Origin of the sequence: Streptomyces sp. NPDC059851 (genome assembly GCF_042732005.1) — a bacterium.
GTDB lineage: Bacteria > Actinomycetota > Actinomycetes > Streptomycetales > Streptomycetaceae > Streptomyces.
The window spans coordinates 34655-59530 of record NZ_JBHWJJ010000013.1 but is presented as its reverse complement, the minus strand read 5'-3'; the positions used below and the strand labels follow the sequence as shown (position 1 = coordinate 59530).

At 69.7% G+C, this 24876-nt stretch carries 23 protein-coding genes and 2 pseudogenes; 13 read left to right on the top strand and 12 right to left on the bottom strand.

Annotated features, from left to right (window positions below; all coding sequences use genetic code 11):
* Positions 1–230: 230 nt before the first annotated feature.
* The gene (locus tag ACFV7Q_RS06710) at positions 231–1604 is read right to left on the bottom strand and encodes an MFS transporter (protein ID WP_385424408.1); all 1374 of its coding nucleotides are present in this window, start codon (positions 1602–1604) and stop codon (positions 231–233) included.
* A gap of 381 nt (positions 1605–1985) precedes the next feature.
* Here ACFV7Q_RS06710 and ACFV7Q_RS06705 point away from each other — a divergent pair, with 381 nt between their 5' ends.
* The 4 genes from ACFV7Q_RS06705 (at position 1986) to thpR (ending at position 5648) form a co-directional block, all read left to right on the top strand.
* Entirely contained in the window at positions 1986–2897 is a 912-nt protein-coding gene (locus ACFV7Q_RS06705; protein WP_385424405.1) for a DUF3027 domain-containing protein, read from the top strand.
* 66 nt (positions 2898–2963) lie between these two features.
* Positions 2964–3212, top strand: a complete 249-nt coding sequence (locus tag ACFV7Q_RS06700) for a hypothetical protein (protein ID WP_385424402.1) — start codon at positions 2964–2966, stop codon at positions 3210–3212.
* 144 nt (positions 3213–3356) lie between these two features.
* Entirely contained in the window at positions 3357–4802 is a 1446-nt protein-coding gene (locus ACFV7Q_RS06695) for a flotillin family protein (RefSeq protein WP_385424399.1), read from the top strand.
* A 285-nt stretch (positions 4803–5087) separates the two neighbouring features.
* Positions 5088–5648, top strand: a complete 561-nt coding sequence (gene thpR / locus ACFV7Q_RS06690) for an RNA 2',3'-cyclic phosphodiesterase (protein WP_385424396.1) — start codon at positions 5088–5090, stop codon at positions 5646–5648.
* Between the two features lie 171 nt (positions 5649–5819).
* Here the strand turns inward: thpR and ACFV7Q_RS06685 are convergent, their stop codons facing one another.
* A complete protein-coding gene (locus ACFV7Q_RS06685) occupies positions 5820–6674 on the bottom strand; it encodes an aldo/keto reductase (RefSeq protein WP_385424394.1) in 855 nt (284 codons plus the stop codon).
* A 71-nt stretch (positions 6675–6745) separates the two neighbouring features.
* Between ACFV7Q_RS06685 and ACFV7Q_RS06680 the strand changes: the two genes are divergently transcribed.
* On the top strand, positions 6746–8395 hold the full coding sequence (locus ACFV7Q_RS06680; RefSeq protein ID WP_385424391.1) for a recombinase family protein: 1650 nt from the start codon (positions 6746–6748) through the stop codon (positions 8393–8395).
* Between the two features lie 1145 nt (positions 8396–9540).
* On the opposite strand, the gene ACFV7Q_RS06675 is transcribed toward ACFV7Q_RS06680, so the two are convergent.
* Entirely contained in the window at positions 9541–10002 is a 462-nt protein-coding gene (locus ACFV7Q_RS06675) for a DUF2199 domain-containing protein (RefSeq protein WP_385424524.1), read from the bottom strand.
* A gap of 48 nt (positions 10003–10050) precedes the next feature.
* On the opposite strand from ACFV7Q_RS06675, the gene ACFV7Q_RS06670 reads away from it, so the two are divergent.
* Positions 10051–10182, top strand: a complete 132-nt coding sequence (locus tag ACFV7Q_RS06670) for a helix-turn-helix domain-containing protein (RefSeq protein WP_385424521.1) — start codon at positions 10051–10053, stop codon at positions 10180–10182.
* 29 nt (positions 10183–10211) lie between these two features.
* Here ACFV7Q_RS06670 and ACFV7Q_RS06665 read toward each other — a convergent pair whose 3' ends face one another.
* The 4 genes from ACFV7Q_RS06665 to ACFV7Q_RS06650 all read right to left on the bottom strand — a co-directional run bounded on the left by ACFV7Q_RS06665 (position 10212) and on the right by ACFV7Q_RS06650 (position 12234).
* Positions 10212–10433, bottom strand: coding sequence for a hypothetical protein (locus ACFV7Q_RS06665; protein ID WP_385424388.1), 222 nt, complete (start codon positions 10431–10433; stop codon positions 10212–10214).
* Positions 10434–10696: 263 nt separating this feature from the next.
* Positions 10697–11440 carry a DUF5753 domain-containing protein gene (locus tag ACFV7Q_RS06660; protein WP_385424385.1) on the bottom strand — a complete coding sequence of 248 codons (744 nt, stop codon included), beginning with the start codon at positions 11438–11440 and terminating at the stop codon, positions 10697–10699.
* A 94-nt stretch (positions 11441–11534) separates the two neighbouring features.
* Complete coding sequence (locus ACFV7Q_RS06655; RefSeq protein WP_385424383.1) at positions 11535–12059, bottom strand: DUF6879 family protein; 525 nt, start codon at positions 12057–12059, stop codon at positions 11535–11537.
* Positions 12043–12234, bottom strand: a complete 192-nt coding sequence (locus ACFV7Q_RS06650) for a hypothetical protein (protein ID WP_385424518.1) — start codon at positions 12232–12234, stop codon at positions 12043–12045. The genes ACFV7Q_RS06655 and ACFV7Q_RS06650 overlap by 17 nt, the downstream gene beginning before the upstream one ends.
* 254 nt (positions 12235–12488) lie before the next feature.
* On the opposite strand from ACFV7Q_RS06650, the gene ACFV7Q_RS06645 reads away from it, so the two are divergent.
* The 3 genes and pseudogenes from ACFV7Q_RS06645 to ACFV7Q_RS06635 all read left to right on the top strand — a co-directional run bounded on the left by ACFV7Q_RS06645 (position 12489) and on the right by ACFV7Q_RS06635 (position 15648).
* Positions 12489–14198 carry an AIPR family protein gene (locus ACFV7Q_RS06645; RefSeq protein ID WP_385424381.1) on the top strand — a complete coding sequence of 570 codons (1710 nt, stop codon included), beginning with the start codon at positions 12489–12491 and terminating at the stop codon, positions 14196–14198.
* 225 nt (positions 14199–14423) lie between these two features.
* Positions 14424–14516, top strand: a pseudogene (locus ACFV7Q_RS06640) (ATP-binding protein); the annotation flags it as partial.
* Between the two features lie 142 nt (positions 14517–14658).
* A complete protein-coding gene (locus ACFV7Q_RS06635) occupies positions 14659–15648 on the top strand; it encodes an aldo/keto reductase (RefSeq protein ID WP_385424379.1) in 990 nt (329 codons plus the stop codon).
* A gap of 87 nt (positions 15649–15735) precedes the next feature.
* Here the strand turns inward: ACFV7Q_RS06635 and ACFV7Q_RS06630 are convergent.
* Together ACFV7Q_RS06630 and ACFV7Q_RS06625 are read right to left on the bottom strand one after the other, a co-directional pair.
* A pseudogene (locus tag ACFV7Q_RS06630) lies at positions 15736–15885 on the bottom strand (aldo/keto reductase); the annotation flags it as partial.
* A 68-nt stretch (positions 15886–15953) separates the two neighbouring features.
* Positions 15954–16646, bottom strand: coding sequence for a GDSL-type esterase/lipase family protein (locus ACFV7Q_RS06625; protein WP_385424376.1), 693 nt, complete (start codon positions 16644–16646; stop codon positions 15954–15956).
* Between the two features lie 76 nt (positions 16647–16722).
* On the opposite strand from ACFV7Q_RS06625, the gene ACFV7Q_RS06620 reads away from it, so the two are divergent.
* Positions 16723–17763, top strand: coding sequence for a WD40 repeat domain-containing protein (locus tag ACFV7Q_RS06620; RefSeq protein ID WP_385424375.1), 1041 nt, complete (start codon positions 16723–16725; stop codon positions 17761–17763).
* Positions 17764–18095: 332 nt separating this feature from the next.
* On the opposite strand, the gene ACFV7Q_RS06615 is transcribed toward ACFV7Q_RS06620, so the two are convergent.
* Together ACFV7Q_RS06615 and ACFV7Q_RS06610 are read right to left on the bottom strand one after the other, a co-directional pair.
* A complete protein-coding gene (locus ACFV7Q_RS06615) occupies positions 18096–19454 on the bottom strand; it encodes an MFS transporter (RefSeq protein ID WP_385424372.1) in 1359 nt (452 codons plus the stop codon).
* A 25-nt stretch (positions 19455–19479) separates the two neighbouring features.
* Positions 19480–19917: a MarR family winged helix-turn-helix transcriptional regulator gene (locus ACFV7Q_RS06610; RefSeq protein ID WP_385424370.1), complete on the bottom strand. Its 438-nt coding sequence runs from the start codon at positions 19915–19917 to the stop codon at positions 19480–19482.
* A gap of 218 nt (positions 19918–20135) precedes the next feature.
* Here ACFV7Q_RS06610 and ACFV7Q_RS06605 point away from each other — a divergent pair, with 218 nt between their 5' ends.
* The gene (locus ACFV7Q_RS06605; protein ID WP_360634584.1) at positions 20136–20318 is read left to right on the top strand and encodes a ribbon-helix-helix protein, CopG family; all 183 of its coding nucleotides are present in this window, start codon (positions 20136–20138) and stop codon (positions 20316–20318) included.
* Positions 20319–20328: 10 nt separating this feature from the next.
* Here the strand turns inward: ACFV7Q_RS06605 and ACFV7Q_RS06600 are convergent, their stop codons facing one another.
* On the bottom strand, positions 20329–21789 hold the full coding sequence (locus tag ACFV7Q_RS06600) for an NCS2 family permease (RefSeq protein WP_385424367.1): 1461 nt from the start codon (positions 21787–21789) through the stop codon (positions 20329–20331).
* A gap of 150 nt (positions 21790–21939) precedes the next feature.
* Between ACFV7Q_RS06600 and ACFV7Q_RS06595 the strand changes: the two genes are divergently transcribed.
* Together ACFV7Q_RS06595 and ACFV7Q_RS06590 are read left to right on the top strand one after the other, a co-directional pair.
* Positions 21940–22224, top strand: a complete 285-nt coding sequence (locus tag ACFV7Q_RS06595) for a DUF2530 domain-containing protein (protein ID WP_385424364.1) — start codon at positions 21940–21942, stop codon at positions 22222–22224.
* A gap of 155 nt (positions 22225–22379) precedes the next feature.
* Positions 22380–24824: an HAD-IC family P-type ATPase gene (locus ACFV7Q_RS06590; protein ID WP_385424362.1), complete on the top strand. Its 2445-nt coding sequence runs from the start codon at positions 22380–22382 to the stop codon at positions 24822–24824.
* Positions 24825–24876: the final 52 nt, after the last annotated feature.

The following is a 24876-nucleotide window of genomic DNA, read 5'->3' as shown; positions in this document are numbered from 1 at the left end:
GGTCCCGCCGACCTGCGGCGCGCCGCCCCGGGCCCACCCGGCCAGGCCCGCCCGCCCCACCCGTGCTCCCTCGGACCCGCCCCGCCCGGCCCGCTCCCGACCCCAGCCGACCCCCGTGCGTCCGCACCGTCCCCCGGCCCGTGCCCGGCCCGCTGCGGGCCGCCCCCGGCCCGTTCCTGCCCGCTCCCGGCTCCCCCCGTTCCAGGACGCCCCGGCCCGGCCCGGCACCGTCAGGCCACGCGGGGGCGGGGGGAGCCCGTGTGGTGGTGGCGGGGGGCCGACAGCAGGCCGCGTACGGCCATCGTGGTGCCCGCGGCGACGATCGCGGCGGCCACCGCCATCCCCAGCGCCCCGTTCAGCGGCAACGCGATGCCGATCGCGCCGCCCAGCACCCACGCCATCTGCAGCAGCGTCTCCGACCGGGCGAAGGCCGAGGTCCGCACCGCCTCCGGCACGTCCCGCTGGATCGTCGCGTCCAGCGACAGCTTCGCCAGCGCCTGGCAGAACCCGGCCGTCGCCCCCAGCACCGCCACCATCGGCCCGCTGAAGAGCACCGCGGCGAGGATCGCGACCACGAGGGTCAGCGCCAGCACGGCCGCGATGATGCCCTCCGGGGCGCGCGCCTTCAGCCACGCGCCCACCGCCGTTCCGCTTGCGTTCCCGACGCCCGCGCAGACGCCGACGATGCCCAGCGACACGGCGGCACTCTGCCCGGCGAGCGGCTGCTCGCGCAGCAGGAACGCCAGGAAGAAGATCAGGAACCCGGACAGGGCCCGCATCGACGCGTTGGCCAGCAGGCCGCACAGCACCGACCGGCTGACCGTGCGCAGCCCCGGCCGCTTCGAGTGCGGCTCGTGCGTGGACAGCCGGGCCCGCCGCTCGCCTTTGGCCTCGTCCACCTTGTGCGGCAGGGTGAACGCCGCGAACGCACCACCGAGGAAGATCACGCAGGCCCCGTACAGCGGCCACTGCGGCCCGATCGTGTTCAGCCCGGCCGCGACCGGCGCCGCCGCACCCGTCGCGAGCAGCCCCGCCAGCGTGACCCGCGAGTTGGCCTTCACCAGGGAGAAGTTTGGCGGCAGCAGCCGCGGCACCACCGCGCTGCGCACCACCCCGTACGCCTTCGACGCCACCAGCACGCCCAGCGCCTCGGGATACAGCGGGAGGCCGCCCGTGGCCACCGCCCCCGACATCAGCAGCGCGAGCAGCGCCCGCGCCAGCATCGCCGCGGCCATCGCCGCGCGCCGCCCGTGCGGCAGCCGGTCCAGCAGCGGCCCGATCACCGGCGCCAGCACGGCGAACGGGGCCATCGTGATGGCCAGGTAGAGGGCGACCCGCCCGCGTGCCTCGTCCGTGGGGACCGAGAAGAACACCGTGGACGCCAGTGCCACGGTGATCATCACATCGCCGGCGCCGTTGACGGCGTGCAGCTCGATCAGCTTGCCGAGGCCCGATTCACCCGCCCCGTGCGCGTGCGTCGCCCGCCGGATCCCGCGGGCCGTACCGGTGACGGGGAGGTGCAGGGCACGCCCGACCGCCCGGCCGGCCCGTCTGACCGGTCCCGGGCCCTCACGCGACGACCGTGCGGGTGCCACACTCGACATAGTGCCCCACCGGTCTGCCGCGGTCCCGTCCCGGCGCGCTCCGGAACCGCGGTCGGCCGCCGGCGGCAGGAGCCCGGAATCGCGTTCCGGTTACGGTCGCGTAGCGGGGTTGTCCGCGAATCGGACCTTGCATGTGGGCCACGGGCGTCGAAGGAGGTAGCGTGCGTAGCGCGCCACCGGCGGTTGCTCTTGGCCGCGCGCCTCTTCGCGATCCCGCAGAATGGATTGCAGGTGGGTGTGCCCGAGGCCGATCGGGTGCGGACGTCGACGCGGCCCTCAGGTCCGCTCCGCTCGCGCCACGTACGGACAGGACCGACGGGTCGTTGTGGACGACAGTACGGACGGCGCACTCGTGAGACGGCGTAGGAGAGAACGAGACCTGTGAGTGCTGCGACGACGCGAAGCCGTACCCCCGACCGCCTGTGCGCCGAGGCGGTGGACCTCGCCCGTGCGGCGGCCGAGGAGATCGCCGCGCCCGGAGTCGTGGGCGAGCACGTGTCCGTGATCGCGGAGGGCGACCGGGTCGTCACCCACTTCTTCGAGTGCGGGGACCCCGGCTACCGGGGCTGGCGGTGGGCCGTCACCGTCACCCGTGCCTCCCGCGCGAAGAACGTCACCCTCGACGAAACGGTGCTCCTGCCCGGCTCCGACGCCCTCCTAGCCCCCGAGTGGGTGCCGTGGAGCGAGCGGCTGCGCCCCGGCGACATGGGCCCCGGCGACCTGCTGCCCACCGACGCCGACGACCTGCGGCTGGAGCCCGGCTACTCCGGCGAGGACGTCCCGCCGCCGAACTCCCCGGTCTCCCACGAGATGGCCGAACTGGTCGAGGCCGAGGACGCCGACGTCACCGACCGCCGCACCGTCGTCCCCGCCCGCGGCTCGATCGCCGCCGTCGCGGAGGAACTCGGCATGCGGCGCGCCCGCGTCCTGTCCCGCTACGGCCTGCACACGGCCGCCGACCGCTGGGACGAGGCGTACGGCGCCAAGACACCGATGGCGCAGTCCGCGCCCGCCTCCTGCGTCTCCTGCGGCTTCCTCATCGCGATCGGCGGCTCCCTCGGCCAGGCCTTCGGCATCTGCGCCAACGAGTTCGGCCCCGCCGACGGCCACCTCGTGTCCCTCTCGTACGGCTGCGGCGGCCACTCCGAGGCCGCGGTCATGCCGAAGCCGCTGCGGCCCGCACCGCCCGTCCTCGACTCGATGGCCGCGGACGAGTTCCCGCTGCGCCCCGCCCCCGACACCGGGTCGGTGCCGTCGGCGGACCTGCCGGCCGCGGACCTCGGGCACTCGTGACACCCCGCCCGGGGCGGCCGTAACAGCCCCTCTGGCGGACCGGCCCGCACGGCGTACCCTCGGCGCATGGGGGACATCGTGGGGAACGTGGCGGGGGACGAGGAACGCGGCATGGTCGGGCGCGAAGGCAGGGTCACCGGCACGGTCGGGCCCGGCCTCGTGGGCGAGGTCATCGTGCGGATCCGCGGCGGCGCCGAGCACTTCCTCGCCTACCCGGCACCCGGGACGCGCCGGCTGCCGGTCGGGACGATGGTCACCGTCGTCGAGTACCAGCCGCCGCGCACGGTGTACGTGATGGCGGCATACGGAAACTGAAACGGCAACAGGGCGACGCCCTTTGTGACTCCGTACCAAGACGGCGACAACACCGCGCACGCGTCTTCTGCGTTCCGCCGGCGCGGGCGCACACTCGCACCCTCGTCAGTGCCGAACGGCACTGCGCCAAGGGGGGAGTTGCCGATGGACGTCGGCGTCATCGCGGGAATGGTCCTCGCTGGAGTCCTTGCCCTGGTCGGCCTGTTCAAGCTCATGTGGCGGGTGGCCGAACCCAACGAGGCACTGGTCATCTCCGGTTCGGCGCACAAGACCGAAGGCCTGGGCGACGGCATGGGGTTCCGGATCGTCACCGGCCGCGGAACGCTGGTCGTTCCGGGCGTGCAGGCGGTGCGGAAGCTGTCGCTGGACCTGAACGAGACCCAGCTGTCCGTGGACTGCGTCACCCACCAGGGCATCCCGCTGCGGGTGAAGGGCGTGGTGATCTTCAAGATCGGCGACGACCTGGTGTCGATCGCCAACGCCGCGCGCCGCTTCCTGGACCAGCAGAAGATCATGCCGGAGCGGGTGCACATCGTCTTCGCCGGCCATCTGCGGGCCATCGTCGGCGGGTTGACGGTCGAGGACATGATCCGCGACCGGGAGAAGCTGACCGGGCAGACCCGGGCCGCCTGCGGAACGGAGATGGAGAAGCTCGGCCTGATCGTCGACTCGCTCCAGATCCACGAGATCGAGGACCCGACCGGCTACATCAAGAACCTGGCCATGCCGCACGCCGCCGCCGTACAGCGGGACGCGCGCATCGCCCAGGCCGAGGCGAACCGGCTGGCGACGGAAGCCGAGCAGACCGCGTCCGCGCGGATGGCGGAGGCCACCCGGGACAGCGAGATCCTGCAGGCCGGCTACCAGGCCGAACGGGACAAGGCCGCGGCCACCGCCCGGCAGGCGGGCCCGCTGTCGGAGGCGGCCGCCCGGCAGGAGGTCGTCGTCCAGGAGACGCGGGTCGCGGAGCTGGAGGCGTACCGGCGCGAGCAGCAGCTCCAGGCCGACGTCCGCAAGCCGGCGGATGCGGCGGCGTACGAGATGCGGACCCGCGCCGAGGCGGAACGCGACGCCCGCATCTCCGCGGCCCAGGCGCAGGCGCAGGAGACCGAGCTGGCGGCGGCCGCGGAGGCCACGCGGGTGACGACCGCGGCCAAGGCGGACGCGGCCGCGACCGAGGCGCGGGGCCTGGCGGCGGCGAAGGCGACCCGGGTCACCGGTGAGGCGGAGGCGGCCGCGACGGAGGCGAAGGGCCTCGCGGAGGCGGCGTCGGCCCGGGCGAAGGGCCTCGCGCAGGCCGAGGGCATCAAGGCGCGGGCCGCCGCGCTGGCGGAGAACCAGGAGGCGGTCGTCGCCCAGCAGCTCGCCGAGAACTGGCCGGCGATCGTGCAGGCGGGCGCCGGAGCGTTCGAGAAGGTGGACCACATGGTCCTGTTGAACGGTGCCGAGGGCATGTCGGAGATGTTCACGAAGGCCCTGACCATGGGCGGCGCCGGCCTCGGCCTGGCCCGCCAGCTCCTGTCCACGATGACCCCGCCCCCGCCGGCGGACCCGACCCCGCCGACCTCCGTCCCCATCGCCGACGCCTGACCGCCTGCGGGCTGTCGGTGGCCGTTCGCGCAGTTCCCCGCGCCCCTGAGCGGGGCACCCTCACTCGGCAGAACGCGGCCGGCCAGGGCTGCTGGCCCCGCCCGGCCGCTACCCGCCGACCGGGCAGGGCCACCCCAGGGGCGCGGGGAACTGCGCGCTCAGCCCCGCACGACCGCACCCGTCCGACGGCGGACGGTCTCCCCGGGGGCGCGGGGGCGCGGGGGCGCGGGGGCGCGGGGGCGCGGGGGCGTGCCGGGGCGGCGGGGGTGTGTCTACGCTCAGGGCATGAGGCTCTTCGCCGCCGTCGTCCCGCCCCCTGCGGCCCTGCAGGAACTCCGCCGGGCCGTGGACCCCCTCCGTGACCGCAGCCTCCGCTGGACCGCGGAGCCGGGCTGGCACTTCACCCTCGCCTTCATGGGCGAGGTACCCGACGAGCTCCTCCCGGACCTCCACGCCCGCCTGGCCCGCGCAGCCCACCGCACGGAGCCGTTCCCCCTCCGCCTCCACGGCGTCGGCCACTTCGGCAACCGCGCCCTGTGGACCGGCGCCGCCGGCGGGATCGACACGATGCGGCTGCTGGCCGAGCGGGCGGACGCGGCGGCCCGCCGGGCGGGCGTCCCGATGGAGCAGCACCGCCGGTACACCGCGCACCTCACCCTGGCCCGCAGTCACGGCGGCACTCCGATGCGCCCGTACCTGGACGCCCTCGCCGGCTTCGAGGGCACCCCCTGGCAGGTCACCGAGCTCAGCCTGATCCGCAGCAACCTGCCGGCGGGCGGCGTGCCCGGGGAGCACCCCCGCTACGAGGTGGTCGGCGCCTGGCCGCTGGGCGGCGCCCCCGAATGACCCCGCCGCCGCCCCCTCGGTGCGGGGAGCGGCGGCGGTCGCGTTAGGCTCGACGGGTGGATCCCAAGACCCGTAACCGTGTGATGGCCGGTGTGCTCGTGCTGATGTTCGTCGTCGTGGCCGTGGCGGCCGCCGTCGGGCAGTAGCCGGCCCCGGCAGCGGCCCCGCCCGCTACCAGGCGAACGCCTCCGGCGACGCCCCCGGTCCCGGGAACACCTCGTCGAGCCCGTCCAGGACCTCCTGCGAAAGCTCCAGCTCCACCGCCCGCACAGCGGACGCGAGCTGCTCCGGCGTACGCGGCCCCACGATCGGCCCCGTCACCCCCGGCCGGGTCAGCAGCCAGGCCAGGGCCGTCTCGCCCGGCTCCAGCCCGCGCTTCTCCAGCAGGTCCTCGTACGCCTGCACCTGCGCCCGCACCGCCGTGTTGGCCAGGGCGTCCGCCGACCGTCCGGACGCGGTGCGCCCGGACGACGCCGCCTTGCGGATGGCTCCGCCGAGCAGCCCGCCGTGCAGCGGCGACCACGGGATGACCCCGAGGCCGTACTCCTGCGCGGCCGGGACGACCTCCATCTCGGCACGCCGCTCCGCCAGGTTGTACAGGCACTGCTCGCTGACGAGGCCGAGCCGGCCGTGCCGGGCCGCGGTCTCGTTGGCCTGGGCGATCTTCCAGCCGGGGAAGTTGGAGGAGCCGGCGTAGAGGATCTTGCCCTGCCGGACGAGGACGTCGACGGCCTGCCAGATCTCCTCGAAGGGGGTCTGCCGGTCGACGTGGTGGAACTGATAGAGGTCGATGTAGTCGGTGTTCAGCCGCTTGAGGCTGGCGTCGACGGCCCGCCGGATGTTCAGCGCGGACAGCCGGTCGTAGTTGGGCCACGGCTGGCCCTCCGGCGCCATGCTCGCGTAGACCTTGGTGGCGAGGACGGTCTTCTCGCGGCGGCGGCCGCCCTGCGCGAACCAGGTGCCGATGATCTCCTCGGTGCGGCCCTTGTCCTCGCCCCACCCATACACGTTGGCGGTACCGAACAATCCATTTTGACGCCGTGCCCGCCGGGGCCCTAGCGTCGATCTCCAAGCACCACAGGGGATGGGGAGAGCAAGTGGCAAGAGTCCTGGGAGTAGTGCGCCTGTCGAAGGTGTCGGACGAGACCACATCGCCGGAGCGCCAGCGCCGATCGATTCAACGATGGGCCGACCAGGAAGGGCACGTCGTCGTCGGATGGGTCGAGGACATCGACGTTTCCGGCGGTGTCGAGCCGTGGAAGCGCCCGGAGTTCGGGAAGTGGCTGCCGTCCACTATCGGCAAGGAGGTCAGCTCGATCGAGCACCGGATCGCGCTGGAGGAGTCCCGGGCCGACGAGTACGACATCATCTGCGCGCTGAAGCTGGACCGCCTCTCACGGCGCGTGCTCCACGTGCACACGCTCGTGGAATGGTGCGAGAAGCACGGCAAGGAGGTAGCCACCGTCGAGGACGGGATCAACCTGAACACGCAGATGGGCAAGCTGCTGTTCAGCCTGATCGCTTCCTTCGCGGAAGGGGAGCTCGAAGCCATCAAGGCCCGGGCGAAGTCCTCGTACAACCACCTGGTGAAGGAGGGGCGCTGGCGGGGTGGCCGGATCCCGTACGGCTACCGGGCGGAGAAGCAGGACACCGGTGACGGCTGGCGGCTGGTCCCGGACGACTATGGAACGGACACCGCAGGGACGCTGCGCGAGATCGTCCGCCGACTCATCGAGGGCGAGTCGGCTAACAGCATCGCCCAGTGGCTCAACGAGGACCCGACCAAGACTCCGGTATCGCTTGACGCTCAGCTCATCAGGAACGGCAAGCCCCCGAAGGGCGGCCGGTGGACCGCCGCGAACACAGCCAAGGTGGTGCGCTCCCTGAACGTTCTCGGTCAGATGGAGGTGACGGAGGAAGTTGTCGTCGACGGCCGGAAGACGAAGCGAACCCGCGTCGTCCGTGACACGGAAGGGCGCCCTCTCCAGCGGGCGGAGCCGCTGATCACTCAAGAGGAGTGGGAGCTGGCGAACAAGAAACTGGACGAGAACACCAGCAAGCGCAACGGCAACCGGAAGGGCGGCTCCCCGATGCTCAGGGTCGCCTTCTGCACCTGCGGTGAACCGGCGTACCTCGGCCCGGGACGGAACTGGCCCTACTACCGCTGTGCGTCCCGGACCACGCACAAGCCCTGCCCTACGGGCAGCAAGGGCATTGCGGCTCATGTGCTGGAGGGAGCCGTCGAGGAGGTCTTCCTGCGTGCGGCCGGCGATGTCGAGATCGTGCGGAAGGTCTTCCGCCCGGGCGTCGACTTCACGCGGGACATCGAGGAGGTGAACCGTGCGCTGGCCGAGCTGCGGGAGGACCGCGAAGCCGGTCTCTACTCCAGCGAGCTGGGCAAGCAGGAGTACCGGGAGACGTACAAGCGGCTGGACGCGCGACGGGAGCAGCTCATGGCCCAGCCCACCCGGCCGGACGGCTGGGACGAGATCCCGACGAATGAGACCTACCGCGAGCGCTGGGCGAAACTGTCGACCCAGCACGAGAAGGGCAAGGAACTCCGGGCAGCCGGAGTCAGGGCGGTCATCCACGCCGAGAAGCTGCCGCCCATGACCGCCGTGCAAGCTATGTCCCCGGAGGGACATGACGGCATGTGGCAGGAAGGGAAGGGCCGCGTACAGGTCTTGATCCCGATGGACTTCAAGCGTCGGGTCCGGGACTTGGCGGCGGTGCACAGCGAGAGCTGACCGTCTCGTCCTTGGATGACAGGAGGGCCCCGCTGCGGGCCCTCCCCTGCTCTGTAGGATTCCTGCCAGGTCGCCGCCGTCGCTCCCGACTGCACCAGACCGAGTCCAGGCCCGAAGCCTGGCACCCTGTGAGGACCATGCCGACCGTGGCTGGTCCACCCCCGCGAAGAAAGGGAGGCACATGTCCCGCCGCCAGGCGGGGGTAACTGGCGCACCCGTGCGCCGCACAGGAAGGAGCCGCGCTCAGTGGCTATCCACTTCGGTACCAGCCGCCCTTGGGGCGGGATCTCCCAGCACGAGTACCGGCGCATGGCCCAGGACTCCCGGCACCAGCTCGCCTACCGCGTCCACTTCGCCGCCCTCGGGTGGGCCGACTGCCAAGGCCACGCGAGCTTCGGTCCGGGGAAGTTGGCCGCTCTGCTGGGCAAAGAGGACCAGCCCCTGTCGGACCAGAGCTCGACCAATGCCGTCATCCGAGCGAAGCGGCTGGACCTCGTGTCACCGCGATCCGGGGCCGCTTGCCTCGTTATCCCTCCTCACCTCTTCCAGAAGAGGAAGGGCGCCCCGGTGCCGTGCCGCATCCACCAAGACCGATAGGTACCGCTCCCGCGTGTAGTCCACACACGCCTCACGTGTACCTGCAACGCCTCTGAACTGCGGAAACGCACGCCGCCTCTCCTATCTTTTTGACCTCACAGTGCGGCCCCTCCCGGGGCCGACAACACAAAGCGGCAGTGTGAGAAACGGCGAGGGAAGCGAGGCGCGGCAGCGCCCTCAGCGGCAGAGGCAAGGGGGCGGCCGTCAGGCCGCCCCCGCCCCAGCCTGCTTCGACAGAGCGGCCCCCGCAGGGGCCCAAAAAAGAAGGCCAGGAAGCTAACCAGGTGGGGCGCTGCGCGCCCCCAAAAGAGCGAAGCCGCGAAGGACAAGCTCCAAAGGGCTGCACTCTTGTGCCGCCCCCTGGCCAACGGTCGGATGGGATGAGGCGGCTTGACCTGTGTGTTCTCCGCAGTCGCCTTCCTTCGCCGTTATCTGACGGCCTTTGGAAACCGTGGCAGGATCTCAGCTGCCAAGACGTGGCGGTTTGCTTTGCCAGGCTCAGGGGGTCATACCCACCCCTTCGCCGCCGACCCGAACAGCTTTGCCGGTCAGCCGTTCTCGCCGTTGCCATGGAGGACGGCTTCGGCAATCTGACGTACGCGGTCGAGAGTGATGCCGGTGCGCTGCTCGACTGCGAGAGGGTGGTCGGTGGGTTCGAGCTCGATGTAGGGGCGCTGGCCGATCGGGCGGGTGTGAGCGTTCGTCTTCAGGTTGATGGTGCTGGGTGAGTAGATCGGAAGCTCGGTGGTGAGCCAGCCGAAGTACGGCTTCTCCGCTTCGCGTCCCGGCGTGTTCCACATGTCGGCGGCCCGGGAGAAGTTGTCCCGACTGAGCGAAACCCAGACCCCCCACGAGAACACCTCATCGCTGCCGATGACCGGTATCTCGATCAGACCCCTGACGAAGTAGTGCTCGGCGTTGATGACGCACTGGTCCGAGGAGAGCAGGCTGTCGGGCCGACCCTCGAAGCTCTCGTCCCAGACGTTGGGAGCTGTGCTGCTGTAGCCCATCGGAAGCTCCGCGTGGTACTCGCCGCAGCATGAGCAGGTGTAACCGAGATCGTTGGTCATGCGCGGGAGCCTAGCGTCGCTACGAAGCGTGACCACGGAACGTGGTCTGTCAGCGCCATCGCCAAGGCCCTCGGTATCTCCCGCGCCACCTTGTACCGCCACCTGACCGAGGACGTCTGAAGGGCTGCCTCCCACGATGAGGCCGTGGGCTATCCCGCGCGCTCAACCCACGCGAAGGACGTGCACCAGCGGCGGAAGCCTTGGTGCCCCGTTCGGCCTGTGTGGCTCATGCACTCGATGTCCACCGCTGCTCCGTCGTCCGAGGCCGGCGCCTGCCAGTCGCAGCGCAGGCACTCGGCCTCGAAGGTCACGTCCGTCCCCGGGTGCCGACTGATGCGGTGTTCCACGTACCGCAGGACCGAACGCGTCATCGCAACCTCCCAGTCCGGTGCGGATGGTTGCGGATCTCCACATCTGCGTCCGTCGCCGCCGACAGATCGCCCAGATCCCGAGCCTCCAGCCGCTGCGCGACCAGGGCCCTACACACCCCACACCCGTCCACCGGTTTCGGCGGCACGTTCGGCAACGACAGGTACATCGGCCCCGACATCGTCGTCTTCGCTCTGCTCACGCCGTGCGCCTCCCCGCTCGCTCAATCGGTAGAGACGATGGTCCAGCCGCTGATCAGCGGGATCTAGCCCGTTTCCCGTTCACGCAAGAATCCGTCCCGGATGTCAGCGAGCATCGCTCGCATTGCGTCGCCGACGGTGGCCACTGAGGCGAAGCGCTCGTACTTGTCGACGTACAAGGCGACATCCCTAGGATCGGTCACGATCACCTCGGCGTGCGTGGTCTCGACCGTCACCATGCGGTCGTCCCGAATGACGAAGGAGTGCCCCGGCACGTCGGTCTGCGGACGGTCCAGGGGGACGACTCGGACGTCCACGTTCGGCAGGCGGGAGACGGAGGCGATGCGGTCCAGCTGTCCGGCCATCATCGCGGGCGGGAGAAGACGCCAGCGCAGCACGGGTTCCGTGATGACGAAGCTGAGCTGTTTGCCGGTGTCGTACAGCACCCGTTGACGCTCGATCCGAGCTCCGATGGTGCGGGCAAGCTGGTCCTCGCTCAGTCCCTTGCCCTGCAACACGGCGCGTACATATTCGGGTGTCTGCAACAGCCCAGGGACCAGGGATGGCTGAAACAGCCGCAGGAGCTTCATCGAGGCTTCCAGAGCCCGGATCTCCTCCTGCTTCCGATGGAAGCCCATACGCCGGAACAGCCGCCAGGCCGTCGCCTCCGTGGCCTGAGCACGCGCCGCAGCCATGTACTCGGCCTTGACCTGCTCTGACACATCCACGGCCGTAAGGATGCGCTCCACGTCCACCACACTGGGCGCCACGTGGCCGTTCTCGATTTTCGACAGCTTGGCGGTGGACATGACGGCGCTGCGTGCGACGGCCTTGGCTTCCTTGCCGGATGCTTGCCGGATGCTTGCCGGAGCGCCCGCAGCGCCGATCCCAGTTCGGTTCTGTTCACCCGCCGTACTTCGCCCACCATTCGGGGAACGGCTCGGCGTGAGCGAGAGCCGTGTCCCGGTAGCGGACGAAGTCCGCCGCACGCCTGGCCTCAAGGAAATCCGGCCCGAGGAACGCACCCGTGTCGTCGTAGTTCATGACGACTGGGGAAGTCTCGTCGAACAGCCAGAAGTCGGGCACCCCTTCCAGGGGGTTCGGCTTCTCGGTGATGTCCAAGATGAAGAACTCCTCACCGCCCGTCATGTTCTTCATGTACCCCCAGCCGAGCTCGTAGCGGAGGTAGTCCGTCAACGGTCGGGAGACGATGTGCACCCGGTACATCCGCTTGCCGGCCTGCGTGGCGGCGCGGACGGTCTCGACCCACCTGGCGTTGTAGTCCTCCGGCTGCGGGTCACCCGCGAGGAACGCACGCAGGTTCTCGGCACTCGACGGGACGTTGTAGTCGTCCAGGATCTCCAGCCGGAACGCCTGCCGTTCGAACGTCTTGAACCGCTCCGCCAGGTTGCTAGATGAGCTGATCACGGATGGCCTTCCGGATGAGTTCCATGGGGATCTCGACCAGAGCCTCGTGCTCGGGGATCTCCACACCATGGTCGGCTGGGGTCTCACCCTGCACGAGAAGGGTGTCCCTGTCCGTCGCATACAGCGTGGGACAGTCTCCGTTCTCACAGGTCGTTACGAGCTTCCTGACCTCCACGCCGTGCCCCCTTGCTGCGGTTGCCGTCTGGTCAGGGCTCATCGTTCCGGCTCCCGCAAGGGGAAGACAAGGGCTCCTGGTTTCCGCAACGGGAAACCCAGTCCACCCTGCGGGCCGCCAGCGGACCGTAACACTGGCCCCACCCTCGCCGAGTGCTACATCCGCGAACCACTCCCCGCAATCCGATCTTGCGACCATAATGTGACGCAACTGCACGAGTGGCATGCGAGCGACGAGTTTGAGGTGGACAGTTCATGAACCCTCTCATCCAGGGGCTTTTCAAGAAGTTTCGCGAGGAAGAAGAACTCCTGAAACTTAAGGACTCGGACGCCTTCGAGCTGTTCGCCGCAAGCTTGATCCTCCCAAACGATCTGATTTCACAAACACAGAAGAGCGATCTACTGCTCGACAAGGGCACAGCCGGAGTCGACGTCATCGCACTCGAAATCAACGGCCAACTCGCGTGGGACCCCGACGATGTCAAGGAGATCTGTGACGCTTCAGCTAAAGTGGAGGTTTCACTCCACTTCATTCAGGCGAAGCAGTCCGGCTCGGTTTCAGGGTCTGAGATCCTGAACTTCGGGGACACTGTTCGGAAATTCCTCAAGAATGAAGGATTCCCCGGATACCCTCGAATTGAATCACTGGCCGAATCACTCAGTTCCGTGTTCGAGAACTACGCGAGCCGGCTCAAGGCCTCCCCAGCAGTCACACTGTCCTTTGTGACGACCGCCCCCAAGCCATCGACAGCGGCCGAGAGCACTAAGGATAAGATCGCCACTGTAACCGGGCACATCTCCGACCTCGGATTTGTCGGCAAGGTAACAGTGTCCGTCCTCGGCGCAGACGACATCCACGACGCATGGGTCAAGAGGAATCACGCCAACGAGGTGGAGATTCAACTCGAGAAGCAGGTTAACCTCCCCAAGATGCCCGGCGTAGACCAGGCAATTCTCGGAGTCGTCTCGGTATCAGAACTCTTGAAGTTGATCGAGAACAGCGACGATGGATCCCTTGATGAGCGAGTCTTCTACGACAACGTCCGCGGATTCAAGGGAGAAGACAACCCCGTCAACAAGCAGATCATGACCACATTGACGTCAGCAGAGCGGAACCTGCTTCCCGTCCTCAACAACGGCGTCACGGTCGTGGCCTCGGAGTACTCACCCAAGCCTGGTGACGCCGTTGCCGTATCTGGCTACCAGATCGTGAACGGCTGCCAAACCAGCCATTGCCTTCATCTCTCGAAAGAGTCTCTCGGCGAGGCAATTTCCACTGTGTACGTCCCCATCCGTTTGGTTGTAACGGGCGACGAGGAAGTAGCAACACAGATCATCCGCGCAACCAATTCTCAGACCGCAGTCCAAGAAAACGACCTAGTGGCTCTGACGAAGATCCAGAAGAAGCTCGAAGACTTCTATCTTCTAGACACGGCCGACGTGAAGCTCACCTACGAACGACGCTCAGGGCAGTTCTACAAGAAAGAAGTAACCAAAACAAGGGTCGTCACCATTGCGGATCAGATGCGAGCGATCACCGCAATGTTCCTTGACTCGCCTCACGCAGCGGCACGATATGCACACCGACTCTACGGCGACGTAGGGGATTCCATCTTCCGGGATGACCACAGGCTCCTCCCCTACGTGGCGAGTGCTTTTGCGGCATACAAGCTTGAGAACGCATTCCGAACAGGCTTGGACTCCGTTTTCAAGCCCGCGCGTTATCACATCCTTATGGCGTACAAGTACCACGTACTCGGCAAGAACTCTGCCCTTCTTGATGACAAGAAATGCGAAGAGCAGAGCTTGGAAATTATCGCCGCACTCAAGAAGCCCGATCAGGTACTCGTTTTCCGCACCGTGGCAGAGATGGTGGCTGCGGCTGGTGGAGGTCAACTCCCAACTCCAGACCGCCTTAAGCGGCAGCCGTTTACACAGGACCTCATCCGCTCATTCCTCAAGTAGCGCATGGCCGGACCGGCTTGCCGGACGGCCACAAACGGACCGGCCCACGACTCCCCCCATGAGGTCGCGGGCCGGTCCGTTGTGCTGGGTCAGTCGGCCAGCGGGAGGTAGACGCGGTTGCCCGAGGCCGCGAACTCCGCCGACTTCTTGAGCATGCCCTCGGCGATCTCTTCCTACGACGCCGCCGGCTCGTCGCCACCGAACTACTCAGCGATGCTTCTGCTGATCTCCATCGACCTGGTCATCGTCGACGACATCGGGCTCCTGTCCGTCTCCCCGGACGCCATCGAGGGCTTCTACCGGCTGGTCGATGCCGCATGAGGGCCGACCACCAGAACCGTACGGAGGGCGGTGGTCAGCCGTACATGCGTCAACGCTGCTATGCGCGTTGTCGCATAAATCGAGGGCTGCGCGGGCTGCTCTTGCCTGAAGTGGACTCGAAGCAGTTGGCTTGGGTCCCATGAAGTACACGCAGCTCGGACGCACCGGACTCAAGGTCAGCCGACTCGTTCTCGGCACGATGAACTTCGGTCCGCAGACAGACGAACCGACCAGCCACGGCATCCTGGACGCCGCCCTCGACGCAGGTCTGAATTTCGTGGACACGGCCAATGTGTATGGGTGGGGTGAGAACAAGGGCCGTACCGAGGAGATCATCGGCTCCTGGTTCGCGCAAGGCGGTGGCCGGCGCGAGAAGACGGTCCTGGCCACCAAGGTCTACGGCTCCATGTCCCGCGAGGGCGAGACCTGGCCCAACGAGGACCGGCTCTCGGCGCTGAACATCCGCCGGGCCGTCGAGGCAAGCCTGAAGCGCCTCCAGACCGACTACATCGACCTCTACCAGTTCCACCACATCGACCGCCGGACCCCCTTCGAGGAGATCTGGCAGGCCGTGGACGTGCTCATCCAGCAGGGCAAGATCCTCTACGCGGGGTCGTCGAACTTCCCCGGCTACAAGATCGCCCAGGCCAACGAGACCGCCGCCCGGCGCGGCATGGTCGGCCTGGTCAGCGAGCAGTGCCTGTACAACCTCTCCGAGCGGCGGGCCGAGATGGAGGTCATCCCGGCCGCCCAGGAGTACGGCCTCGGGGTCATCCCGTGGTCGCCGCTGCACGGCGGCGTGCTCGGCGGGGTCATCAAGAAGGAGGTCGAGGGCGGTCGCCGCGCCTCCGGACGGGCAGCGGACGCGCTGGCCAACAGCTTGACGCGGGCGCAGATCCAGGCGTACGAGGACCTGCTGGAGAAGCACGGCCTGGAGCCCGGCGAGGCCGCCCTGGCCTGGCTGCTCACCCGGCCGGGCGTGACGGGCCCCATCGTCGGCCCGCGCACCGCGGAGCAGCTCGACAGTGCGCTGCGCGCGCTGGAGCTGGAGCTGAGCGAGGAGGTGCTGGCCGGACTGGACGAGATCTTCCCCGGGCCGGGACCGTCTCCGGAGGCCTTCGCCTGGTGATCAGGTAGCCGTACGTACGGTGGTCGTCGTCCCTTCGCCCTGAGCGGCGACCACCTCCTACTCAAGCTGGCGTCAAAGTGCCTGCTTGGCGGTGTCGAAGAAGTTGATGCCGGCGTCGTGCGCGGCGTCCATGATGGCGTGGCTCTCGGGCTCCCCGGTCTGGGGGCCGAAGTTCATCGTGCCGAGTACGAGTCGGCTGACCTTGAGTCCGGTGCGTCCGAGCTGTGTGTACTTCATGGGCACCAGCCAACTGCGTGGAGCGCACTCCAAGCAAGTGCCGGGGCCGCAGGGCGTGTTGCGGGCCGTCAGGCCGTGCCGGCGGGGCGGTAGGGGCCGCCCATGCCCCAGGCCTGGTGCAGGACCGCCGCGAACTCGCCGGCCAGCCGGTGTTCGCCGGAGGCGTTGGGGTGGGTGCCGTCGTAGGTGTCGCGGTGGATGTCGTACGCGGCCGGGCGCGCCCCCAGCAGGACCGGCGAGGCGTCGGTGGACAGGTCGGCGACGGCCTTGGCGAGGAGCTCGTTGAACCGGTCGACCTCGGCGGCGAACAGCTCGTCCTCCTCGGCCCGGCTGTTCGGTATCACCGGCAGGAGGACCATGCGTATGCCGGGGCGGGCGGCGCGCGCCTCGGCGACGAACCGGCGCATGTTGGCCGCGGTCTCCTCGGCGCCGGTGTAGAAGCCGAGGTCGATGAGGCCGAGGGAGACGAGCAGGACGTCGGCCCGGCCGGCGGCGACGGCGGGGCCGATGACCGGGGCCATGTGCTGCCAGCCCTCGCCCCAGCCGGCCAGGTGGCGTCGGGCGCGTTCGGGGAAGCCGGGGTCGGCGTACGCGTGGCTGGTCGGCGTGTCGGCGGCGGTGTCGTACAGCTCGCAGCGCGGGCCGACGATCCGGTACGGGCCGCCGAAGGTGGCGTTGAGGTGCTGCCACATGCGGTAGCGCCAGGTGTAGTCGCCGGCGCGTCCGATGGTCATGGAATCGCCGACGAACATGAAACGCATCCGGTCATCATCGCGGATCACACGGCGCGCGCCCCTGTGATGCCGGACACGCGGGCCGCTTTGGCAGGCTGGGGTCATGCGCCTGCCGTTCCCGTCGTCCTTCACCCTTGCTGCTGCCACCGCCGTCGTCGTCCTCGCGGTGGCGCCGGCCCGGGCGGCCGCCGCGCCCGCGCCCGCGCCCGCCCCCGCACCGACCGGGTTCACCCTCGCCGATCCGCGGATCAAGGAGTCGAGCGGGCTGGCCGCGAGCCGGAGCCATCCGGGGGTGTACTGGACGCACAACGACAGCGACGACGGCCCGTACGTGTACGCGGTGGACTCGGCGACCGGGAAGACCGTGGCGCGCCTGACGCTGACCGGCATCGGCACCCCGCGCGACGTCGAGGCGGTGTCGGTGGGGCCCGACGGGAAGGTGTACGTCGGCGACGTCGGTGACAACCGCAACGGCACCTGGAACCACGTGTGGATCTACCGCTTTCCCGAGCCGAAGCAACTGGCCGACGCGACGGTCGAGGCGGAGCAGTTCACGGTGAAGTACGCCGACGGGCCGCGCGACGCCGAAGCGCTGATGGTGCATCCGGTGACGGGACGGGTGTACATCGCGAGCAAGAGCGAGGACGAGGGCGGGCTGTACGAGGGTCCCGAGCGGCTGACCACGTCGGGGACGAACCTGTTCCGGCGGGTGGCGGACGTGCCGTGGGTGACGGACGGGGCGTTCTCGCCGGACGGCAGCCGGCTCACCCTGCGCGGCTACTTCTTCGCGCGGACGTACCCGTGGAAGGACGGGCGGCCGGAGGGGCAGGGCGAAAGGGTGGACGCGCCGTGGCAGGGCCAGGCGGAGTCGGTGACGTACTCGCCGGACGGGTCGACGTTGCTGTTCGGGGCGGAGGGGCAGGGCAGCCGGGTGGTGGCGGTGCCGGTGAAGCCGGCCGCGGGAGGCCCGGCGGGCTCCCCGGGCCCGGCCGCCCCGGCCACCCCGGGGACCCCGCCGGGCGCCGCGTCCGGGCAGGAGGAGGGCGGCGGCGGACTCACCAAGGGAGCGGCGGTCCTGCTGGTGGGCACGGTCGTGGTCCTGGCAGCCAAACGCCTCTTCCGCCGTCGCCCCCGCCCTTCCTGACCGTCCCGGCCGCTGAGGGGCCGACCGCCCGTCGAGCCCGTGCGGCGTGTGGGTGGCTGGTCGCGCAGTTCCCCGCGCCCCCGGGGCTCAGGGCCGCCCGTGGCTGCCCGCACACCCTGCTGGGCCCGTGTTGGTCCTGCTGGGCAGGGGGCACCTGCTCAGGGGCGCGGGGAACTGCGCGCTCAGCCGCAGGCGGCCCGCACCCGTCGGCGGGGCGGCCCGGGCGGGGCCGCCCGCCCGCGGCTCGGCCAGCCGGGTCCCGGGCCGCAGGGCCGGGTCGCTGGGGTCGGGCCGCTGGGGCCGGGAGTTCGGGCGGCCGTGGCTGCGTCGGCTCAGGCCGCTCTGACCAGGACGCGTTCCGTCTTGGACGGGACGAAGGCGACCCCGTGGCGGCTGACGCTCAGCCGGAGGTTGCCGACCCGGGACAGGACCACCGCGATGCCGGCCGCCGCGGCCAGCGACACGGCCCCGCCGGCGGCCATGCCGATCCGCGGGCCGTACGTGTCGGTGATCCAGCCGACCAGCGGTGCACCGATCGGGGTGCCACCGGTGAACACCATCATGTACAGGGCCATCACCCGGCCCCGCATCTCCGGATCGGTGGCCGTTTGGACGCTCGCGTTGGCGGTGACGTTGACCGTCAGCCCGAACATCCCGATCGGCACGAGCAGCGCCGCGAACAGCCAGAAGCCGGGCGCGAACGCAGCCACGACCTCCAGGACGGAGAACAGGACGGCTGCCGTGACCAGCAGCCGCAGCCGCGAGGCCCCGCGCCGCGCCGCCAGCAGGGCGCCGGCCAGGGAGCCGGCCGCGAGGAGGGTGTTGAGGAACCCGTACGTGCCCGCGTCCTCGTGGAAGACGTCCCCGACGAAGGCCGACAGCCAGATCGGGAAGTTGAAGCCGAAGGTCCCGATGAACCCGACCAGCACGATCGGCCAGACCAGCTCGGGGCGTCCCGCGACGTAGCGCAGCCCCTCCCGCAGCTGGCCCTTGGCGCGCGGCTGGGGCCGGACCGGGTGCAGTTCGCCCGTCCGCATCAGCAGCAGGCCGGCGACGGGGGCGGCGAAGGACAGCCCGTTCAGCAGGAAGGCCCAGCCGGAGCCGACGGCGGTGATCAGCACACCGGCGACGGCCGGGCCGATCAGCCGCGCGGACTGGAAGTTGGCTGAGTTCAGGCTGACGGCGTTGGCGAGCTGCCGGGGACCGACCATCTCGGAGACGAACGTTTGCCGGGCGGGGTTGTCCACGACCGAGATCAGGCCGATCAGCAGTGCGGCCAGGTACACGTGCCAGACCTGGACGTGTCCGGCGAGGGTGAGCACGGCCAGTGCGACGCCGGTCAGGCCCATCAGGGCCTGGGTGGCGACGAGCAGCGGGCGCTTCGGCAGCCGGTCCGCGAGGACGCCCCCGTAGAGGCCGAGGACCAGCACCGGCAGGAACTGCAGCGCGATGGTGATGCCGACTGCGGAGGCCGAGCCGGTCAGGGACAGGACCAGCCAGTCCTGGGCGATGCGCTGCATCCAGGTGCCGGTGTTCGAGACGGCCTGTCCCGTGGCGAAGAGCCGGTAGTTCCGGATCCTCAGCGAGCTGAACATCGAGTTCCGTGAGGTTCTCGACGCCCGGCTCGCGGTGCGAGTGGTAGAGGTGGATGTATGGCCGGGTGCGGAGGATGCTCCGTTTCCCGTACTCAAGGGCGTTCGCCTCCTGGTGTCGTTCCTACAGGTGGGCGAGCTTCTCCAGGACGGGCGCGGCCGTGCGCAGCTTGGCCCATTCGTCCTCGGTCAGCTCTGCCGCGAGCCCGGCCAGGAAGGCGTTGCGCTTGCGGCGGCTCTCTTCGAGCATCACCTCGGCCTCTTCCGTCTGGCTGACCACCTTCTGGCGGCGGTCCTCGGGGTGCGGTTCCAGCTTGACCAGTCCCTTGGCCTCCAGCAGTGCGACGATGCGTGTCATCGAGGGCGGCTGGACGTGTTCACGACGGGCGAGTTCGCCCGGGGTGGCCCGGCCGCACCGGGCGAGGGTGCCGAGGACCGACATCTCGGTCGGGCTCAGCGATTCGTCGACGCGCTGGTGCTTCAGGCGTCGGCCCAGCCGCATGACGGCGGAGCGCAGGTCGTTCACGGCGGCAGCGTCGTCGCCATGGGTGAGGTCAAGCATGTCTTTAGAGTAACTCATTACTCTCGCTAAGGAACAATGGGTTTTCGTGTCGTGCCGGCATCGCGCCGGCGGGGCGCCGGCGTCACGCGCGCTCCACTCCCGCGTCGCGCCCGCGTCGCGCGCCGTCACTCGTACGCGTCACCCGTGCATCACTCGTACGGGTGAGGGTGGCGGGAAAAGTGACACGCGTCCGCGCCTTGTGCCAGGACGCTGTCCGCATGGGGACACAGGTGCTCAGCATGCGCATAGACGGGGAGCTGCTCGACCGCCTCCGCATCCACGCCGCCAAACGCGGAATGAGCGTCCAGGACTATGTCGTCCGGACGCTCATTCGCGATGACTTCGACGAGCGCTTCAAGGCGGCCGTCGACGAGACGGAGAAGTTCTACGGGGTCACGTGAGCCGGGGGCGTCACGTGAGGCCGAGGGCCGGCATCGCGTAGAAGAAGACGAACACCGCCGAGACCACGTACATGGCCGCGGGGACCTCCCGGCCCCGGCCGGTCGCCAGTCGCAGCACGCTGAAGGCGATGAAGCCGATGCCGATGCCGTTGGTGATCGAGTACGTGAACGGCATCGTCACCATGGCCAGGAAGGCCGGGACGGCGATGGTGAAGTCGCTCCAGTCGATGTCCTTCACCGAGCCCGCGAGGATCAGGAAGCCCACTGCCACCAGGGCGGGGGTGGCCGCCTGGGAGGGGACCATCGTGGCGAGCGGGGTGAGGAACAGGGCGAGGGCGAAGAGGCCGCCCGTGACCACGTTGGCCAGGCCCGTACGGGCGCCCTCGCCGACGCCGGCCGTGGACTCCACGAAGCAGGTGGTGGCGGAGGAGGAGGTCGCGCCGCCGGAGGCGACGGCCAGGCCGTCCACGAGCAGCACCTTGTTGATGCCGGGGAAGGTGCCGTCCTTCTCGACCAGCTCGGCCTCGTCGCCGACGCCGAGGATCGTGCCCATCGCGTCGAAGAAGCAGGACAGCAGCACGGTGAAGACGAACAGGCAGCCGGTCAGCAGGCCGACCTCTTCGAAGCCGCCGAACAGGCTGACCTGACCGACGAGCCCGAAGTCGGGGGCCGCGACCGGGTTGCCGGGCCACTCCGGGACGGTCAGGCCCCAGCCGGCGGCGGGCAGCTGGAACACGGCATGGACGACGGCGGCGACGACGGTCATCGCCACGATGGAGATCAGGATCGCGCCGGGCGTCTTGCGGATCAGCAGGGCGAGGGTCAGCAGCACGCCGACGACGAAGACCAGCACGGGCCAGCCGTGCAGCTGCCCACCGGTGCCGAGCTGGAGCGGCACGGTGGTGTGCGCCGCGTCCGGGATGCGGGTGACGAAGCCCGAGTCGACCAGGCCGATCAGCATGATGAACAGACCGATGCCGATCGCGATGCCCTTGCGCAGGCCGAGCGGGACGGCGTTCATGACCCGCTCCCGCAGGCCGGTCGCGACCAGCAGCATCACGACGAAGCCGGCCAGGACCACCATGCCCATGGCGTCGGGCCAGCTCATGCGCGGGGCCAGCTGGAGGGCGACGACGGTGTTGACGCCGAGGCCGGCCGCGAGGGCGATCGGGACGTTGCCGATGACGCCCATGAGGAGGGTGGTGAAGGCGGCCGTCAGGACGGTGGCGGTCACCAGCTGGCCGCCGTCGAGCTGGTGCCCGTACATGTCCTTCGCGCTGCCGAGGATGATCGGGTTCAGCACGATGATGTAGGCCATCGCGAAGAACGTGGCGAAGCCGCCGCGGACCTCGCGGGCGACGGTGGAGCCGCGCTCTGTGATCTTGAAGAAGTGGTCCAGGCCCGACTGGGGGCCGGGGGCCGGGGGCTGCGCGGCCGGCGCGGAGGCCGGGGCGGGGGCCGACGTGCTCATGCGGTCCTCGAAATGCGGGGGCATTGGGGTTCGTGTGATCAAACGATCAAAAGGGGCCTGGGCCCAGAACCGTTTCAGTATGAACACATGAACGAAAGCCCGTCCATCTCCGCGCGTAGACCTCGAATTCCGCCGCCTAGACTTGTGGCCATGGCGAAATGGACTGCGAAGCACGAGGCTCCCGAGCCCCTGGAGGGCCCGGTCGTCGCGACCATCACCGGTGGCACGATCGTGTGGTTCGTCCTGTTCCTCGCCCAGCTCCCGTTCTACGGGTGGTTCGCCGACCGGGACCTGCTGTGGTGGGTTTGGTGCTGCGCCGCCGGCGGCGGCCTCGGCCTGATCGGCATCTGGTACGTCCGCGGCCGCGAAGCCGCCCTCAAGCGGCACGCCGCCGAGGCGGCCGGGCAGGCCGGGGCCGCTCCGCACGCCGGCTAGGGCTCCCGCACACCGGACGGGGATCCGCACGCCGGACAGTGCTCCGCACCACCGGACGGCGCAGCCCGACCGGGGGAGGATTTCCCTCATCCCGAAGTCGGATCTTCACCCCTTTCGGCGGGTGAACGACGGGCTCCGCCTTTACCGTCGAAAACATGACGCAGCGGGCGAAGATCGATGCGGACGCTCCCGAGCCGGGTGCCCGGACGGGTGCCGGACCGGCCGCCGCATCCCCGGCGGCCCCGCCCCCGCCCCCGTTCGAGCGCAGCGGCCTGACCACCGCCGAAGTGGCCGAGCGAGTCGCGCGCGGAGCCGTCAACGACGTCCCCGTCCGCTCCTCGCGCTCCACCGTCGACATCGTCCGCGCGAACGTCTTCACCCGCTTCAACGCGATCATCGGCGTCCTGTGGGTGGTCATGTTGATCGTCGCGCCGCTCCAGGACAGCCTCTTCGGCTACGTGATCCTCGCGAACACCGGCATCGGCATCATCCAGGAGCTCCGCGCCAAGAAGACCCTCGACAGCCTCGCCCTCATCGGCGAGGTCAAACCCAGCGTCCGCCGCGACGGGCGCACCGCCGAGGTCTCCACCTCCGAGATCGTCCTGGACGACGTCATCGAGCTCGGCCCCGGCGACAAGGTCGTCGTCGACGGGGTCGTCGGCGAGGCCGACGGACTGGAGATCGACGAGTCGCTGCTCACCGGTGAGGCCGACCCGGTCCTGAAGAAACCCGGCGACCCCGTCATGTCCGGGTCCTTCGTCGTCGCCGGCGGCGGCGCGTTCACCGCCACCAAGGTCGGCCGCGAAGCCTACGCAGCGCAGCTCGCCGAGGAGGCCACCCGCTTCACGCTGGTCCACTCGGAGCTGCGCTCCGGCATCTCCACCATCCTCAAGTACGTCACCTGGATGATGATCCCGACCTCCATCGGCCTCATCGTCAGCCAGTTGGTCGTCAAGGACACCAACCTCAAGGACTCCATCGCCCGGACCGTCGGCGGCATCGTCCCGATGATCCCCGAGGGCCTGGTCCTGCTGACCTCCGTGGCCTTCGCGATCGGCGTGATCCGACTCGGCCGCAAACAGTGCCTGGTGCAGGAGCTGCCCGCCATCGAGGGCCTCGCCCGCGTCGACGTCGTCTGCCTCGACAAGACCGGCACCCTCACGGAGGGCGGCATGGACGTCACCGAGCTCCGCCCGCTCGGCGGCGCGGACACCGCGTACGTCCGGCAGGTCCTCGGCGCGCTCGGCGAGTCCGACCCGCGCCCCAACGCCAGCCTCCAGGCGATCATCGACGCCTATCCGGACAGCGCGGACTGGCGCTGTACCGAATCGCTGCCGTTCTCCTCCGCCCGCAAGTACAGCGGGGCCTGCTTCAGCGAGGGCGACGGCGAGAGCTCCACCTGGCTGCTCGGCGCCCCGGACGTGCTGTTGCCGTCCGGCGACGCCGCCCTCGACGAGATCAACGAGCTGAACGAGCAGGGCCTGCGCGTCCTGCTGCTCGCCCGGGCGGTCCGCGAGCTCGACGACGACGCAGTCGCCGCCGGTGCCAGACCGACCGCGTTGGTCGTCCTGGACCAGCGGCTGCGCGCCGACGCCGCGGACACCCTGCGCTACTTCGACGAGCAGGACGTCCACGCGAAGGTGATCTCCGGTGACAACGCGGTGTCGGTGAGCGCGGTCGCCGGCAAGCTGGGCCTGCCCGGCGCGGAGAACACCGTCGACGCGCGGGCGCTGTCGGCCGAGCGGGCCGAGATGGCCGAGGAGCTCGCCCGGAACGCGGTCTTCGGGCGGGTCACCCCGCAGCAGAAGCGGGACATGGTCGGCGCGCTCCAGTCCCGGGGACACACGGTCGCCATGACCGGCGACGGCGTCAACGACGTGCTCGCCCTGAAGGACGCCGACATCGGCGTCAGCATGGGCTCGGGCTCCGAGGCCACCCGGGCCGTCGCCCAGATCGTCCTGCTCAACAACAGCTTCGCGACCCTGCCGTCGGTGGTCGCCGAGGGCCGTCGGGTCATCGGCAACATCACGCGCGTCGCGACCCTCTTCCTGACCAAGACCGTCTACTCGGTGCTGCTGGCGATCCTGGTGGTCTGCTGGCAGGTGGAGTACCCCTTCCTGCCGCGGCACCTGACGCTCCTGTCGACGCTCACCATCGGCGTCCCGGCGTTCTTCCTGGCCCTGGCCCCGAACAAGGAACGCGCCAAGCCGCACTTCGTGAGACGCGTGATGCGGTACGCGATCCCGGGCGGGGTGATCGCGTCGGTGGCCACCTTCACCACGTACCTGGTGGCCCGCCACCACTACACGGGCGCGGACGCGCTGAACGCCGAGACGAGCGCGGCGACGCTGACGCTGTTCCTGACCTCCATGTGGGTCCTGGCGATCATCGCCCGCCCGTACACCTGGTGGCGGCTCGCCTTGGTCGGGACGATGGGCGGCGCCTTCCTGCTGGTCCTGGTGGTGCCGTGGCTGCAGGAGTTCTTCCAGCTGAAACTGGTGGGCGCGCCGATGCCGTGGACGGCCTTCGGCATCGCCGTGGCGGCGGCCGCCCTGATCGAGGTCACCTTCCGCTGGGTGGACCGCCGCTTCCCCGCCTGACCGCGGCCGGCCTGCTCGAACGGCCGGTGGGCGGCCGGCGTACGGGCGGACC